This window comes from Mesorhizobium sp. LSJC269B00, assembly GCF_000502815.1.
Classification (GTDB): domain Bacteria; phylum Pseudomonadota; class Alphaproteobacteria; order Rhizobiales; family Rhizobiaceae; genus Mesorhizobium.
In genome coordinates this window covers 45,626-61,849 of record NZ_AYVN01000010.1, presented here as the reverse complement: position 1 = coordinate 61,849, position 16,224 = coordinate 45,626, and the positions used below count along the sequence as shown (strand labels likewise).

Annotated in this window: 12 protein-coding genes, 1 tRNA gene and 1 pseudogene; 7 read left to right on the top strand and 7 right to left on the bottom strand. The window is 59.7% G+C overall.

Annotation, left to right across the window (positions count from 1 at the left end; translation table 11 throughout):
- Window positions 1–195 precede the first annotated feature (195 nt).
- Window positions 196–2,160, top strand: coding sequence for an acetoacetate--CoA ligase (locus tag X771_RS143585; protein WP_023689318.1), 1,965 nt, complete (start codon window positions 196–198; stop codon window positions 2,158–2,160).
- A gap of 263 nt (window positions 2,161–2,423) precedes the next feature.
- Here X771_RS143585 and X771_RS143590 read toward each other — a convergent pair whose 3' ends face one another.
- A complete protein-coding gene (locus X771_RS143590; RefSeq protein ID WP_023689317.1) occupies window positions 2,424–6,428 on the bottom strand; it encodes a PAS domain S-box protein in 4,005 nt (1,334 codons plus the stop codon).
- Between the two features lie 323 nt (window positions 6,429–6,751).
- Between X771_RS143590 and X771_RS143595 the strand changes: the two genes are divergently transcribed.
- The 5 genes and pseudogenes from X771_RS143595 (at window position 6,752) to X771_RS1000000169305 (ending at window position 9,123) form a co-directional block, all read left to right on the top strand.
- Window positions 6,752–7,210, top strand: coding sequence for a phasin (locus X771_RS143595; protein ID WP_023669330.1), 459 nt, complete (start codon window positions 6,752–6,754; stop codon window positions 7,208–7,210).
- A gap of 347 nt (window positions 7,211–7,557) precedes the next feature.
- Window positions 7,558–7,634 (top strand) — tRNA-His (locus X771_RS143600).
- Window positions 7,635–7,841: 207 nt separating this feature from the next.
- Window positions 7,842–7,916: pseudogene (locus X771_RS1000000169900) on the top strand (hypothetical protein); the annotation flags it as partial.
- A 60-nt stretch (window positions 7,917–7,976) separates the two neighbouring features.
- Window positions 7,977–8,183 (top strand): hypothetical protein, encoded by a 207-nt coding sequence (locus X771_RS1000000169310; protein ID WP_245260229.1) that lies wholly within the window; start codon window positions 7,977–7,979, stop codon window positions 8,181–8,183.
- Between the two features lie 106 nt (window positions 8,184–8,289).
- Entirely contained in the window at window positions 8,290–9,123 is an 834-nt protein-coding gene (locus X771_RS1000000169305; RefSeq protein WP_245262709.1) for a hypothetical protein, read from the top strand.
- Window positions 9,124–9,636: 513 nt separating this feature from the next.
- Here X771_RS1000000169305 and X771_RS143605 read toward each other — a convergent pair.
- Window positions 9,637–10,305 carry an isoprenylcysteine carboxylmethyltransferase family protein gene (locus X771_RS143605; RefSeq protein WP_023689316.1) on the bottom strand — a complete coding sequence of 223 codons (669 nt, stop codon included), beginning with the start codon at window positions 10,303–10,305 and terminating at the stop codon, window positions 9,637–9,639.
- 166 nt (window positions 10,306–10,471) lie between these two features.
- Here X771_RS143605 and X771_RS143610 point away from each other — a divergent pair, with 166 nt between their 5' ends.
- A complete protein-coding gene (locus X771_RS143610) occupies window positions 10,472–11,287 on the top strand; it encodes a sterol desaturase family protein (protein ID WP_023689315.1) in 816 nt (271 codons plus the stop codon).
- 96 nt (window positions 11,288–11,383) lie between these two features.
- Here X771_RS143610 and X771_RS143615 read toward each other — a convergent pair whose 3' ends face one another.
- The 5 genes from X771_RS143615 to X771_RS143635 are packed head-to-tail and all read right to left on the bottom strand — an operon-like array spanning window position 11,384 to window position 15,847.
- Window positions 11,384–11,908: a prepilin peptidase gene (locus X771_RS143615; RefSeq protein WP_023680998.1), complete on the bottom strand. Its 525-nt coding sequence runs from the start codon at window positions 11,906–11,908 to the stop codon at window positions 11,384–11,386.
- A 2-nt stretch (window positions 11,909–11,910) separates the two neighbouring features.
- Entirely contained in the window at window positions 11,911–12,465 is a 555-nt protein-coding gene (locus X771_RS143620; protein WP_023689314.1) for a tetratricopeptide repeat protein, read from the bottom strand.
- Window positions 12,466–12,517: 52 nt separating this feature from the next.
- A complete protein-coding gene (locus X771_RS143625) occupies window positions 12,518–13,447 on the bottom strand; it encodes a type II secretion system F family protein (RefSeq protein ID WP_023681000.1) in 930 nt (309 codons plus the stop codon).
- A 40-nt stretch (window positions 13,448–13,487) separates the two neighbouring features.
- Complete coding sequence (locus X771_RS143630) at window positions 13,488–14,459, bottom strand: type II secretion system F family protein (protein WP_023689313.1); 972 nt, start codon at window positions 14,457–14,459, stop codon at window positions 13,488–13,490.
- On the bottom strand, window positions 14,459–15,847 hold the full coding sequence (locus X771_RS143635) for a CpaF family protein (protein WP_023689312.1): 1,389 nt from the start codon (window positions 15,845–15,847) through the stop codon (window positions 14,459–14,461). Before X771_RS143635 ends, X771_RS143630 begins: the two co-directional genes overlap by 1 nt.
- Window positions 15,848–16,224: the final 377 nt, after the last annotated feature.

Here is a 16,224-nt window from a genome sequence, read left to right as displayed (position 1 = left end):
CTGCCGCACGGTGGTAGGCATAAGCGATGCAGCTTCAGCCTGCTACGAGGCGCGGCGTTTTTGGGACAGCGGCGCCTGTAAAGCTGAGGCTAGTGCATGTCGCCCGGAAGAGTGCAGCGGTTCCGGGACAACGACGTGCATCAAAACAAAAGCAAATCTATCTTGCGACGCGACGGGCTTCAAGGAGGATCGATCATGGCTGCCGAAGCACCGCTCTGGACCCCGACGCAAGACCAGATCGACGCAGCACCACTGACCGCGTTCATGAAGGCAGCAGCGGCCAAAAGCGGCACATCCTTCGCCTCCTACGCCGACCTGCACCGCTGGTCGGTCGAGGATCGCGAAGGCTTCTGGAGCCTGCTGTGGGACTTTTGCGGCATTGTCGGCGACAAAGGGACCGATGGGCCGGTGCTCGTCGATGGCGACAAGATGCCCGGCGCATCGTTCTTTCCCGAAGCGACGCTGAACTTCGCCGAGAACCTGCTGAAGAAGACCGGTTCCGGTGACGCGATCGTCTTTCGCGGCGAGGACAAGATCGAGCGGCGGCTGTCGTGGAGCGAACTGCACCAGCTGACCTCGCGCTTTCAGCAGCTTTTCCTGTCGCTCAAGGTGAAAAAGGGCGACCGCATCGCGGCGATGATGCCCAACATGCCGGAAACCGTCGCCGCCATGCTGGCGGCCGCCTCCATCGGCGCGGTCTGGTCGTCCTGTTCCCCCGATTTCGGCGAGCAGGGCGTGCTCGACCGTTTCGGCCAGATCGAGCCGGTCATATTCATTGCGCCGGATGGCTATTGGTACAATGGCAAGGCAATCGAGGTCGCCGACAAGATCGCTGCCGTTGCAGCGAAGCTCGAAACAGTAGCCAAGGTCCTGATCGTCGACTATCTCGGTACGTCGCGCGATATCGCAGCGATCATCGACAAGGCCGTGGCGCTCGAAGGGGCGCTGTTACCCTTTACCGCCAAAGCGGTCACGTTCGAGCGGCTGCCGTTCGCGCATCCGCTCTACATCCTGTTCTCGTCAGGTACCACCGGCATTCCCAAATGCATCGTCCATTCGGCCGGCGGCACGCTGGTCCAGCACGTCAAGGAACACCGGCTGCATGCCGGACTCATCGAAGGCGACCGCTTCTTCTACTTCACCACCTGCGGCTGGATGATGTGGAACTGGCTGGTGTCGGGCCTGGCCTCGGGCGCCACGCTGCTGCTCTATGACGGCTCGCCCTTCCACCCCGACGGCAATGTGCTGTTCAGCTTCGCAGATGCCGAGAAGATGACCTTTTTCGGCACCTCGGCCAAATTCATCGATTCCGTACGCAAGGCCGGGCTCAAGCCGATCCGCAGCCATGATCTGTCGAGTGTGCGGGCTATTTCCTCCACCGGCTCACCGTTGTCGCCGGAGGATTTCCGCTTCGTCTATGACGGCATCAAGAAGGACGTACATCTCGCCTCGGTTTCCGGCGGCACCGACATCGTCTCCTGTTTCGTGCTCGGCGTACCGACGCAACCGGTCTGGACCGGCGAGATCCAGGGTCCCGGCCTCGGCCTTGCCGTCGATGTATGGGACGATGACGGCAAGCCGATCCGCGAGCAAAAGGGTGAGCTGGTCTGCACAAAAGCGTTCCCGTCGATGCCGATCGGCTTCTGGAACGATCCTGAGGGCAAGAGATACCAGGCCGCCTATTTCGAGCGCTTCGACAATGTTTGGTGCCACGGCGACTTCGCCGAATGGACCGCGCATGGCGGCATGATCATCCACGGCCGTTCTGACGCGACGCTCAATCCGGGCGGTGTGCGCATCGGCACGGCGGAGATCTACAATCAGGTCGAACAGATGCCGGAGATCCTTGAGGCGCTGTGCATCGGTCAGGATTTCGACAATGACGTCCGCGTCGTGCTGTTCGTGCGGCTGGCCGCCGGCGTGACGCTGGACGAGGATCTGGAAAAGCGCATTCGTTCCAAGATCCGCAGCGGCGCCAGCCCGCGCCACGTGCCGGCAAGGATCGTCGCCGTCAGCGACATTCCGCGCACCAAATCGGGCAAGATCACCGAGCTTGCAGTGCGCGACGTGGTGCATGGCCGCGCCATCAAGAACAAGGAAGCGTTGGCCAATCCAGAGGCGCTGGAGCTGTTCAGGAACCTGCCGCAGCTGGCTGAGTGACGCGGCCGGGATGGTTAACCAGATATGTCGGTCGAATTTACCTAGATTTCATGAGTGGTACACATTCGTAAATTTTTTGGACGGCCGGTAAGGAGTTGTTAAGGCCCGGCGTCGATAGTCGCACGTAACTTGAGGGAGAAATCCCGTTCCTCGTCCCCTGAGGATCAGATTCGCTCAAGCCCCGTTGTGACAGCAAATCCCATTTAAGGCGTCCTGTTGGACGCCTTTTCTTTGTCCGGGATTCTCGCCCGGAAATCGCCGGCCTATTCGGCCAGCACCCGCGTCGACGGGAAGGCGACCTCGACCAGCGTCCCTTCGCCCGGCGTCGAGGTGATGGTGAAGCGGGCGCGGTTGGCTTCCACCATCGCCTTGGTCAGCGGCAGGCCGAGACCGGTGCCGTCGCCACGCCCGCGCTTCAGCGCATTGATCTGCTTGAACGGCTTCAGCGCCTGCTCGATCTCGGCATGGCTCATGCCAATGCCGGTATCGCGCACCCGCATGACAACGTCGCCGGAGGTTTCATAGGCGGTCGACACGATCACCTGTCCGCCGGCTTGCGTATAGCGAATGGCATTGGACAGGATGTTGAGCGCGATCTGGCGCACGCTTCTGAGGTCGGCGACGACTTCCGGCAGTCGCGAGGCGAAGCTGGAGCGGATGATGACACGCTCGCGGTTGGCCTGCGGCTGCATCATCGCCACCGTCTCGGCCAGCGTATCGTTGAGCGACACCGCCTCGTAGTCCATTTCCTGCTGGCCGGCCTCGATCTTCGAAATGTCGAGGAGGTCATTGACGAGATCGAGCACATGGTTGCCCGAGCGGTTGATGTCTCTGAGATAGTCGCGGTAGCGGTCATTGGCTACCGGGCCGAACTTCTCGTCCACCATCAGCTCGGAAAAGCCGATAATGGCGTTGAGCGGCGTGCGGATCTCGTGGCTGATGCGGGCGAGGAAATCGGTCTTCTGCGAGGAGGCGCGCTCGGCCACCGCGCGCGCCTGGGTCAGATCCTCTTCGGCCCGCTTCCACTGCGTGATGTCGCGCACCACGGCGCAGAAGCCGCTGTCATTGGGCAGCCTGCCGATGGTCATGAACAGCGGGATGAAGCGCCCTTGCGCCTCGCGCCCGATCACCTCGCGGCCATCGTTCATCACACTCGCCACGCCGGGCTCGGACAGGCCGTTCAGATAGTCGCGCGCCGCGCGCTGGCTTTCGATGGCAAACAGCGAGGCGAACGGTTTACCGGTGACGTCGTCGCTGTCGAAGCCGAACAGCGCCTCGGCCGGCCGGCTGATCGAGCGGATGTCGCCGTCGCGGCCGATCAACACCACACCATCGGTCGCGGTGTCGATGATGGTGCGCATCTCGGCAATGCGCGCTTTGAGTTCGGAGACATCGGGCTGCGTCTGCTCCTCGGCTGCGAGATGCGCAACCATCGGCGGCTCGTTATCGCCGGTACGTCGCACCACCAGCATCAGCGCCTTGCCGGCGCGCCACGGCACCGAACGCAAAATGGCTTCGATCGGAAATTCCTGGCCCTCGCGCGTCTTCAGTTTGAGTGTGTGGTCGCTTTCGCCGGCCATTTCTGAATAGGGATCGGCAAACAGCGCGTCGAGCCCGCCGGCGTCGCTCAGGTCCTCAAGCGTGTCATAGCCGGTCAGGCCGAGGAATTCCTCATTGGCGTAATGAAGCTCGTCGCCCGAATGGATGAGCAGCGGCACCGGCAGCTTGCCGAGGATCGACGTGTCAGGGGCCTTGTGTTCATCTCCGGCCGAGAATGCCGAAGGCATGAACCCCTCAAGCTTGAGCGGCGGCACTTTCAGGCGCTGTGGTTCTGCCGGCACTGTGTCCGCATCGCCGGCCTTGTCCCCGTCTTCCACGGCGGAATCGGTCGCCTCGTCGGACGGCGCCCAATCCTCATTGTCCTCGGCATCGCGGAAGTCGGCCGACGTCATGCTGTCGTCTTCACCGGCATTGGCCGGCGTCTCGGCAACAACCGGCTGTGGCTCTGCGGCCTCGACGATCTCTTGGGCTTGCGTATCATCCGGTTCGGAAGCCGGCGCAAGTTCGTCGTTGGACGACGTTGCTTCCGTACTGTCTTCGGTGACGGAGCCTGGTTCGGGATCGGCATAGTCGAGCAGGGAGCGCGACACTGTCGGCGCCTTCGCCTCGCCTGCTTCGCTGTCCGCAAGGCCGTCGTCCGGCTGCTCGCCGTCAAGCCGCGTCAGGTCCTTTTCGTCCTCGGCATCGCTTTCCGGCGGTTCGGCCTCAGCCGTTTCGCTTTCGGGTGCGGCTGCCGATGGTTCAGCCACGGCAGCCGGGCCGGCTTCGTCCGGACTCGAGACCTCGGCGGGTTGTCGGGCTGGCGCGGCTGTTTCAGGCTGGTCCGCCTCGACATGATCCGGCTTGGGCTCATCTGCCTTGGCCTGGTCTGGCGTTACCTGATCCGGATTGGCCGGTTCGGCCTGCTTGGCAGTCTCCGGCTGCTCCGGCGGGGGATTGTCCTTCTTCAGCCGCTCGCCGATTTCGCGGAAAGCGCTGCGCTCCAGCGTCGACAGGCCCCTCTCGCTTGTCGGCTGCTTGTCGTTGGCGGGCTGCCGATGCTCGGCCAGCCGGATGACCTTGTCGGCAAAACGACGTTCCTGCTTCGGCACGATGGTCAGTGCCGGCACTTCGCCCTCGAACGGATCGGCCGCCTTGGGAGCTTCCGCCACGGGCTGTTCCGGGGCCGGCTCGGCTGCTGCCGCTGGCGCGCCATTGGGGACCAGCGCCATGCCGATTGCTTCCGGATCGACCACCGCATCGCCGGCGCGGGCGACGCCGAAACCACGAAAACCTTCGAAGGCGCGGCTGCGGCCATAGACAGGCAGTGCTGCCAGATCGACCGGTATCTTCAGGTCGGAGCCGGCAACCGGCCACAGTACCGAGCGGCCCGACCAGGTGTCGCGCCGTTCAAGCAGGCCCGCGATCTCGCCCGAGGCGTCGAGGCCGAAAGTTGTCGCGACGTCCTTGAAGCGGCGGCCGATCACGTCGGCGGCGGCTTTGCCGACAATGTCGCCGAATTCCGGCGACAGCGCGCTGAACTTGCCGTCGGCGTCGGTGCGCCAGACGAAGCGCAGCGGCGGCGCCGAGCGGTCGACCTCACGTTTGGCGGGAGGCGCAGCCGGTGGGGCTGCGTCAGACGGCAGGGCGGGCGCAGCGGCACTGCTGTCCAACTGCGCACTCTCGGCCGGGGAAACAGAGTCCGGCTCGGCCTGCGCCGGGCTGTCCGGCTCGCCCGCCTGCGGCTCTTCGCCGGCATGGAAGTACCAATGATCATGTTGCGCCGGCGCGCTGTCATTCGCCGCCTGCTCGCGGCCGGTCGTCTGCTCGCGATGGTCCGCCTTTGTATCGGTTGACGCCGAAGCATCATGCTCGGTGGCAGCCGGACCTGTCTCCCCGACATCAGGCGCGGCCGCGAGTGGGGCGCCCTGATTCCCGCTTGCGGTGGGGTGGTCAGCCACCGCATCCACCGTTACCGCGTTCTCCGCGGCGGCTTGCGCCGGGCCATCGTCGACCTGCGCTGCAGCAGGTTCGGCATCCAGCTCGCCGACAGGATTTTCCTCACCGAGCTGATCCTCGTCGATGACCACCAGCAGATGCCTGGACTCGGTCAGGCGCGCGAAGCCGGCCGGATAGGACGTGGCGCCGCCGGGGACCAGCCGCTTGACGATGCGGTCGTCCTGGCTCGCCACGTCGGCGACAAGCGCGGCCAGCGTCTCAGGCCGGATGGCGAGCGCGCCAAAGCCATCCGAAGCCGCCTCGACAGTGCCGGCGGCGTCGACAAAGGCGATGAAATGGCCGTCTTCGGTAAAGCCGCTGATGGCGCGGGTCCCAATGTCGGCAGCACTGCGCGAGCCGGCCTGCGCTGCCGGCACCACCAGCATGATGGCGCTTTCGCCGTCCGGCATAGTCACCGCACTGGCCAGGAAGCCGACGGCGCGGCTGGTGATGCCGGTCGCCAGCCGTACCGTAATGGCGCGGTCGCTGCCGATCTGCGGGAAGCCCGCGGTCGCCATGATCTGGCGCCTGGCGATCAGCGGCAGCTGAGCCGAGGCGCCGATGATGGCCTCGATATCGGGATAGCCGAACACCGCAGCGCCCGGGCCGTTGGCCCAGATCACCTGTTCGAGGTCGGCCGACAGAATCGCGATCGCGTCGCCGGCGGCGAAGCGCTGGCGAACCGCATCAAGCACGGCGACATCGAGGAAAGAGTAGTTCTCGGAAGGCATGCGCTTGGCGGACCCTTTCGGTGAAACCTCTTGGCGAACCCCTCTTGGCGAACCTACAAGGCGGGCAATTTGCAGTTAACGCTTTGTTAATAAAAGCCCGCGCGGCGAAGGTCCACAAGCCATGGCGGGAAGCAGGTGGAATCTCTGGCCACTTGGTTAACAGCTCTCGGAATGTCCCTGGATAACCTCTTGGGTGACGCATGGGAAGAAATTTATGGTGCACTGCAACAAAGATATTGCATCGCACAAAAAAACCGCTATATTGCCATCATACATGAACGAGACGGCTTTTTGTCAAAGCCGCTACCCCGAAAGGATGGAAAATGACCAAGGCCAAGACCGCTGAGACCATCGAAAACGTCGAATTCCCGAGCTTCGACGCTTCCAAGGCAACCGACCAGATCCGCGCTTTCGCCGAAAAGGGGGTCGAGCAGTCGAAGGAAGCCTACTCCAAGCTGAAGACCGGCGCCGAAGAGACCCAGAAAGTCCTGGAATCGACCTTCGAGACTGCCAAGACCGTTTCCAGCGACCTGTCGCTCAAGACCATCGCCGCTCTGCGCGCCAATGCCGAAGCCGGCTTCTCGCATCTCGAGGCCCTCATCGGCGCCAAGTCGCTGTCGGAAGTGGTCGAACTGCAGACCGCCTTCCTGCGCAAGCGCGTCGAGACCACCGTCGAGCAGGCCAAGGACTTCCAGGCTGTTGCTTCGAAGGCTGCCGAAGACGTCTCCAAGCCGGTCAAGACCGCTTTCGAGAAGGCCCTGAAGGACATCAAGGCCGCCTAATAATTGCGCACAACTCTGCGATGCATCAAAACGTCGCATTTCGTCAGACAAATAGGTGTGCGATAGAGTTGTCCAAATGAATACCCGGCGAGTGGAACCTCCTCCCTCTGCTCTCCGGGGTGACCAGCCAGCACCTCCTCCCGCTGGCTCGTAACAGGAAAAGGCCGGCACCTCCTCCCGCCGGCCTTTTTCTTTTGCCGAAGAAAACCGGCGCCTGTTGGCAGAACCGGCTTTGCCTTATCAAAGGCCTTGAATTAGTCTCTGATAGACCGTATTGGACGCATCGCCGAACGACAGAGCGGATCTCGGAGAATGAATTTTCACCACGATCTGGCTCAGGCGAACGTGCCGTTGTAGCTCAGATGGTTAGAGCGCCGGATTGTGGATCCGGAGGTCGCTGGTTCGATCCCAGCCAACGGTACCATCGACCCTCCGAATAAGTATTTGAATTCATTGGCAAATTTCGGCGAAAGGGTTCGCCTAGGTTGCGCTTTCGCGCCGTTTGTGATACATAATGTGATACGTATCGTGACACAAACGCCGTGTTGAACACGCGGGCAGAGGACGCGAAGAGCATGATCCCGACCGCCTCCTGCAACTCAGGGGCGATCACTTCCATTACCGACGCCGGGTGCCACAAGAGGTCAGGCACCTCGACGAACGGGGTGAGTTCGTGCGCCGTGCCCTCGATACCACTGAGCGAATAAAGGCGCGCACAGCCAGAGATCTTCACGAGGCAGCCGACAATGCATTGTGGGCGTCACTAATGCTGGGCGAAAATCCACAGGCGGCGCGCGCCCGATACCGCCAAGCGATCAAGCGCGCCGAATCGTTGGGGTTCGTTTATCGGCCGCTTGCCGAGATTCTGGTCGCCGAGCCGCTCGACACGATCCTGCAGAGTAGAGAGCACGATCGGAGCACCCGCCACATCACCATCGGTGGACGCAGTCGGCGGCACCGTTGCCCGTCCTGACGACAAGATATCAGAGGCTCTGGAGCTTTATTTCGACGAGATCACCCGCGACGAAATCCGCACCAAAAGCCCCGATCAGAAGAAGCGCTGGAAGGCAAAACGCGAGATGAGCGTCGATGTGTTTATCGGCCTGGTCGGCGACAAGGCGATGGGTGAGATCACGCGCGACGACGCACGAGTGGTGCATAACTACTGGCTGAATCGTATCGCGCCCCAGACAGGGAGGGCAGACCGTTCGGCGTCTACTGGCAACCGAAACATGGGGAACCTGCGAACCCTCTACGCCGACTACTACCGGCATCTCGGTTTCCCCGAACAGAAAAACCCCTTCGCCGATCTCTCATTTAGCGACAAGTCAAAGCGCAGCCGGCCGCCATTCCCGACCGACTGGATCCGGGACAAGATTTTTGCGCCGGGCGCGCTCACAACGCTCAACGAGGAGGCGCGGGGTATCGTCCTTGCGTTTGCGGAGACAGGCGCGAGACCGAGCGAGCTTGCGAATTTACATGCCGGCGTCATCAATCTTGACCACGATGTCCCGCACATCTCGGTCGAACCGCGCGACGACCCTGACGATCCGCGAGAAATCAAGACCGCCTCGTCAGTGCGCAAGATACCACTGGTCGGCGTGGCGCTTGAGGTGTTCAAGAAATATTCAAAGGGCTTCCCACGGTACAAGGACCGCGAGGCATCGTTGTCAGCCCTGCTTAACAAGCACTTCAAGAGCCACGGATTGTTTCCCACCGAGGATCATACGGTCTATTCGCTGCGCCATTCGTTCGAAGACCGTATGAAGAACGGCAGGCTGGACGAGGAACTTCGGCGTATGCTTATGGGCCACACGATCGACCGGCCAAAATATGGCGAGGGTGGCGACATGAAGATGTGGCAGGAAGAGCTTATGAAGATCGTGCTTCCCTTTGACCCCTCGATCGTGTGACGCGCTCGCGCACAGCCGCCATACGCTTTTCCCTCGCCTTGTGGTCTCGCAGAGCACGTTCCAGATGTTCATATAACGGCAGCCAGGCCTCGCCTTGGTCCCCTCGCGCCACCATGATCTCCGCGACGCGATCGAGCGCTCGCTCGATGCGCTCGGCGGTCACCGGACGTGACGTCAACGAACACCGCTTCACGACTTCTGAATCCTACAAGTCGATACCTCAGCATGCGTTGGCCGTAATCGGGCCTTCAGTGCAGAAGGGGTGCATTCGGCTTTAGCGGAAAATGGCGGTCCCGGCGTGCAAAATAGGCGGTGTTGTCAGCCTTTTCGGACCGGCCGTTGGGCGTTGGTAGCGGGAGACCGCTACTTCGTTAGACCACTATCGAGGAGACGTGCTTTTGCTATCGTCGTCATGCGGCGTGGCGGCAATGATGGACTGGGAAAATATGTGGCAGGCGGCTTTCGAGCCGGAACAGAATGCCGCCGATGGCCAGCGTACAAAACGGCTGCCGGCTATGGCTTGTCTACCGACGGTATAGCTGCCCTAAAAATTCGCGGTATGAACATAGGGACGCGCCGAGCATATTCATCATACTCGGGAAAGGTTTGCCGCAAGATGGCTTCCTCATTCCTCGCGCGTCGATACTGCAAAAGAAACTGAAACGCACCGACGATCACCATCAATACCGAAAGATGTGAGAGGATCATCCCGAGGACGAATACTGCTTCACAGACGTACAGCGGATGCCGGACAAGCGAATATGGGCCTGAGGCGACAAGTTGCCGAGCCGTGGCCATGATGGAAAAGGAACGGCCAAGCCAATATAGGCAAAAAATCGAAGTGACGGTGCCGATGAATATTGAGCAAAGAGCCGCTATTTGCGCAGCTTCGCTTTCCAGTGCCGGGGTCAGAAACATCGCCACCAACATAAGGAAAGATCCGACTAACGCGGTAATCCTTGGCTCAATTCCTCGGGCCGTTCCCTTAGCCGGAAGACGGCTGACTGTCATAACGACCTGCAATAGCAACAACACAGTCGCGGCCGCCTGAGTGATGACCGCCAGCGAACTCGCCGAAGTGTCCTGATTGAAATGGCCGAAAATTGAAATCACGCCAAACGTCGCCAAGACCGTCAGAACAAGGACGATCGCAATTCGGCCAAGGAAATCCTCAGTTAGCATTGTAGTTCCCCGCTTCGGGGAGCATTGAAGCACTGCATTCGCGCCTCGGCAAGAAAATGGTTTCCGAAGAGTTAACTTCTACTCCACCTGTTCGGAAACGATCGTCTTGTCTGATAGGTCAGCAAGTGGTTCACTCCTCCCATAACTGCCACTTTTGGATAGGCCAATGGACCTCTTTGGTCTGAAATCTCTGCTCATTTGTGCCCTGATCTTCGTCCCGCTGGAGCGAATCCTGACCCTGCGGCCGCCTCAAAAGATTCTTCGCAAGGGTCTCGCTATTGATGCCATCTACGCAATCTTGAATGGCACGCTTGTAAGAGCTTGCATTTTCTCGATGGCAGCGATTGTCATGAGCGTGGCCGCATTGCTGGTGCCCGAGCGCGTATCGGATACCATCGGCGGCCAGCCCACATGGCTCCAGGTAATCGAAATCATCATATTAGCCGATCTCGGGGTGTACGCCGCACACCGCGCGTTTCATGCGGTTCCGGCGCTGTGGCGATTTCACTCGATTCATCACGGTATAGAAGAGTTGGACTGGGTGGCCTCGTTCAGAGCGCACCCGGTCGATCAGATCATCACCAAGGCGGTCTCCCTCATGCCAGTGTTCTTTCTTGGCTTTTCGACAGAGGCGATCGCCATCTATTTCCTTGTTTATACCGGGCACGCGCTACTGCTGCACGCCAACGTCAGGATCAATTTTGGGCCCTTGAAATGGCTGATCGCGAGCCCGCAATTCCATCATTGGCACCACGCCGATCATCGCGATGCCTATGACAAGAACTTTGCCAGTCAACTATCGATCATCGATCTGCTGTTCGGTACTTTTCACGTTCCAGGCTCGGCAATGCCCGAGAAATACGGAGTCGATGAGCCTATCCCGGCAAGCTACCTCGGCCAGTTCGGATATCCGTTTATGCCCAAACCCAAAGAACGGGGGAATGTCGAGATCGGCGCGGTCAAGCAGACGCCTGATGTTTAGCCCTGATCTCGGTTTGTGAAACCCCTCCGCACCTCGGAGCCCACCCACTCACCTTCGCATGTCGTTGTCGTTTTGGACCTAAACGGCCCGCGACCATCAGATCGATAGCCCGCCAGAAACCATCAAGCTGGCGTAGATCTGAAACGCCAGCGTGCAGATCGCCGCGATCGATATCGGCACGCCGAACGGAACAACCCCCTTGCGATCCAGATGCTGAACATAAAGGCGGAAGGCGCCTTCCGGCAGCATGAAGGGATTTTTCACGATCAGCGCCGTGGTAAGAGCAAAAACCAGCAGCAGCAGGGAAAACACCGCCAGACTGCTTCCGCCGGTCAGGAATGGCATTACTGCCATCAGCTTGACATCGCCGGCACCGACCTTGCGCAGAGCCCAGAACGGGAAGAGCGCAAGAAACAGCACGATGCCTGCAATCGCGCTCAGGCCCATGTCCCACCATGATCCGACCAGAATTGATACAGCCTGCAGTGATCCCAACCCGAGGCACAGCAGCAGAAGCACATCACGGTTGGATATTTTTTGGGTGGTGAAGTCGAGCCAGGCTATCCTTGCGAGCAAAGGGACAGCAAATACCTTCAGCAGCAGCGATGCGGCAAGCAGCATGACTACTGACGCTCGACGTTCTGCACACTGGATGACAGAAGCTTCAGATTGTTGACCACGGTCGGATCGTTGGGCGCCAGTTCGTAGGCCTTGAGGAAGTTCGCGCGTGCATCCTGCAGCCTGCCGCGCAGCAGGTAAGAGTAGCCGACATTGTTGTAATATTCGGGCGACGCGCCAACCAGCTTGAAGGCCCGGGCGTAAGCCCGATCTGCGAGATCGAAGCGGTGGATGCGGTCGCTGCAGGCGGCCAGGCCCATCCAGGCGCCACCATCATTGGGAGCCAGTTGCGTCGCCTTGTAGAACAGCGCGCCGGCATTGCCATAGTTTTCCGCACGGAACTGGTTCGTGGCTTCGGCCACCGCTTGGTCGGAGGCATAGTATTCGACATCGCCGACCGTCTTCAGACCATCAAAAGCATCGCCAAAGGCCGTCACGTCGCCTTTCGATGGTTCGTTGGTGCGAACGATCCCATCGGTGTTGTCAGCCCCGGTCTGGCAGCCGGCAAGCAGCACGGCCAGCAAACTGGCAGCGGCTGCGAGGCGCATTGGCCTTCTCATCTTGTCTCCCCAAAGTCCCCGGACCTATTTTAGAACCAAAGCATATGACTGTTCAGAAGAAAATGCCTTTCATGCGGATTATCACGGGCAGCATGACCACCATCATCACGACTGGAAAGATGCAAAGCCCCAATGGGATCATCATCTTGACCGGAAGAGTGTTGGCACGCTCTTCGGCACGAAAGATTCTTTGTCCCCGCATTTCGTCGCTATACACGCGCAGGGCGTCCGTCAGACTCGTCCCAAGTTCCTCTGATTGCCGGAACAGCACGGCCAAAGCGCGCGCCTCCTCGAGCCCGATTCGATCGGCGAGTTCGCGCAAAGCTTCCCGCAGCGGCTTGCCGGCGCGCAATTGCAGATTCATGATCGAAAGCTGGATGCCTAGCCATTTATGTGTGCCGGCCAGTTCGGCGCCAACACGCTCGACCGCCGCCTCCAGGCTCATGCCGGCGTCGGCACAGGTGATCATCATGTCCATGAAATCGGGAAAGCCACGCCGATAGATCTGCTTTTGCCCGTTTTCGAAGCGATCGAGCGCTATGCTTGGAATGACAATGCATGCCAAGCCAAGCAAGGCTGAGCCTCCAAAGACGAAAAGACCGGGCAATTGTGGTGGCAAGATGCGCGAGAGGAGTCCGTAGGTCACAGCAAAGCCGACACAGACCGCCGCCAGACGCGATACTGTGTAGATCAGCGGCGCGCTTGGCTGATAGAAGCCTGCGCGAAAGAGTTTCGCGTCCAGGGCACTGGGTTCGTCGCGTTCCTTCTCGATTGATCGAAAATATGCTTGGACAGGTTGCTGCGCAGAGATTCTTGCCAACTCCTCCTGCCCAACAAGCGAGCGGCGGTTCGGAGTGCCCTCTGCCATCAAGGTTTGCGCAACCAGCTTCCGCGTCTGCAGCGCCGGCAGGAATATGAGTGCAGCCAACAGAAAAATGGCCACCGCTGCCAGGAAAACGGCAATGGAGATCAGGAGGCTCACATCGTGAGTATTCGAAAAGAGATTTATGGTTCGCTCCCAGTCAGAAATCGAAATTGACCATGCGATACATGATGAAGTCGCCAAGCAGAGCCCATACCCCGAAGACCGTAAACACAGGCATGACCAGTGGGTCGTTCCATATATCGCCATAGTAGCTTGGAGTGATGGTCATGAGGATAACCAGCATGAACAGCGGAAACAGGGAAATGATCCATCCGGACATTCGACCCTCGGCGGAAAGTGCCTTTATCTTCAGCCTGAGCTTTTGCCTTTCACGCAGCACCGCTGAAAGGTTGGACAGAATTTCGGTCAGATTACCGCCCGTCTTTGTTTGAATCGACAGCGACACCGACAGCAGTTGAAGGCCTTCGAAACCAACGCGTTGGGAGAGTTTTCGTACCGCGTTTTCGAGGCTGAGACCAAAAGTAATTTCGTCGGAGACGATACCGAATTCGGTGCCCAGCGGATCGGGCATTTCCCGGGCGACGAGCCCGATCGCCACAGAAGTCGGATGACCGGCACGCAACGACCGAACGATCATGTCGAGTGCGTCCGGCAGCTGCTTGGCGAATTTCTGGATACGTTTAGCTCGGGCGCGGCGAAGAACCAGAAGCGGCAGGATAGAGGCGATCAACAAAAAGACGAATAGCGCGAATATAGCGGAAAAATGCAGCAGAAACGCAAACACCAGCGCCAGCGCCAATCCCGCAAGAAAGAACATCGCAACAAACGACAGCGGATTCCCGGTAATGCCAGATTGGGTGTACAGTCTGTTCAGCCCGACCATGCTGAAAAGAAAATCGCCAGAATTGGTAAGCCCACGCTCGCGCAGCAATCCTTGCAGAGTCTGTTCTGCAGGAGCTTCATCAGCCAGCCTTTTCAGCCGACGATTTATCGCGCTGACCCGCGAGCGGCGTTTGGAATAGGTGACAAAGAGAGCCTCGATCGCAAGGATAGCCGACGCCGCCGCCAGCACATAGATGAAGTAAAGCAAAGTCTGGCCAGTCGGCATCAGAGCGGGACCTGCGGATTGAATGCGTCCTTGCCGAACAGAAAGCCAAGCGTCGCGGCTTCCTGGGCAAAGCGTGGACGAATGCCGGTGGCGCGAAATTCTCCGACGATCTGGCCGTCCGCCGTCACTTCACGCCGCACGAAGTGGTAAAGTTCCTGAAGCTGGACCACATTGCCTTCCATGCCTGTCAGTTCGGATATGGAAACGACTCGCCGCCCACCGTCCGAAAGGCGCTGCGTCTGGACGATGATGTTTATGGCGGAAGCGATCTGCGCGCGGATGGAATCATTGGTCATCGGCATGCCCGCCATGCCGACCATCTGCTCCAGCCGCGAGATCGCGTCGCGCGGCGTGTTGGCATGGATGGTGGTCATCGAACCCTCATGGCCGGTGTTCATGGCCTGCAGCATGTCGAAAGCTTCCTCGCCGCGAACCTCGCCGACGATGATGCGGTCTGGCCGCATGCGAAGCGCATTCTTCAGCAATTCGCGCTGACGCACCTCGCCCTTGCCTTCGACATTGGGCGGGCGCGTTTCGAGACGGCCGACATGCGGCTGCTGCAATTGCAGCTCCGCCGCATCCTCGATCGTCACCAAGCGCTCCTTGGACGGAATGTAGCTGGACAAAGCGTTGAGCAAGGTCGTCTTGCCGCTGCCGGTGCCGCCTGAAACCAGGATCGATTTGCGCGCCTGCACAGCGATCCGGAGCAAATCGACCATCGGCTGGCGGATCGAATTGAAGGCCATCAAGCGCTCGAGCGAGTAGGGATGTTTCGAAAACTTGCGGATCGACACTAGCGGACCATCCACGGAAATCGGACGCACCGCGATGTTGACGCGCGAGCCGTCTGCTAGTCGAGCGTCGACCATGGGCGCCGATTCATCAACGCGGCGACCGATCGCCGAGACGATCTTGTTGATGACGCGCAGCAGGTGTGCCTCGTCGCGGAATCGAATTGCCGTCTCCTCGATCACACCGCGCCGTTCTACGAAAACGCGATTGTGCGTGTTGATCAGAATGTCGGAAATCGAGTCATCCTTGAGCAGTGGCTCGATCGGACCAAGCCCCAGCATCTCGTCGGCGGTGTCGCTGGTCAGCTGATCGAGCTCGCGCGCGTTCAGGGGCACGGTTCGATTTCGAACGAACTCGCGCACGATCGGGCGGATCTCATTCAGGATCTCGTCCTTGGTGGCATTTTCAAGAGCGGTCAGATTGAACCGATCAATGAGGTGCCGGTGAAGTTCGACCTTGAGTGTCAGAAAATCGTCGCCGTGCGATTCAATATCAGCGGCCGGCGAAAGGGCCGGAGCAGCAGGGAGCACAGTCTGCGGCTCGACCCTTGTCGCGGCCTGCTGCTCGCTTGGTCCCTTGATAAACCGACCCAGCATAGCCCCTTATGCCCCTTTAGCCCATATCAGCGGAAACTAAACGTTAACCAAGCGGCGCACAAGCGCCAAAGGCACCACGTCCGTCCGATACTTTCAACATAGTTAAAGAGTTCGCCCGAAAAATCTCGTTTTTATTTCCTGCGTTCGCACTCCCATACATGACTGAAGCATTAAGCTTACGGGACCGGTGCCCCTTGTGGGTGCCGAGACGAGGAACGTTCTCCACAATTGGCTATAAACCCTTAGATATAAAAGGATATGCTATCTGCCTAAATTAGGTGGCGCTTAATGAGCTCAGCCGCACAAATGTTAACGAATGGTTAAGACGCTTGAAAAATTAGTGGAATCAAGCTCTTGTTTAAATTTAAATGCCTTCC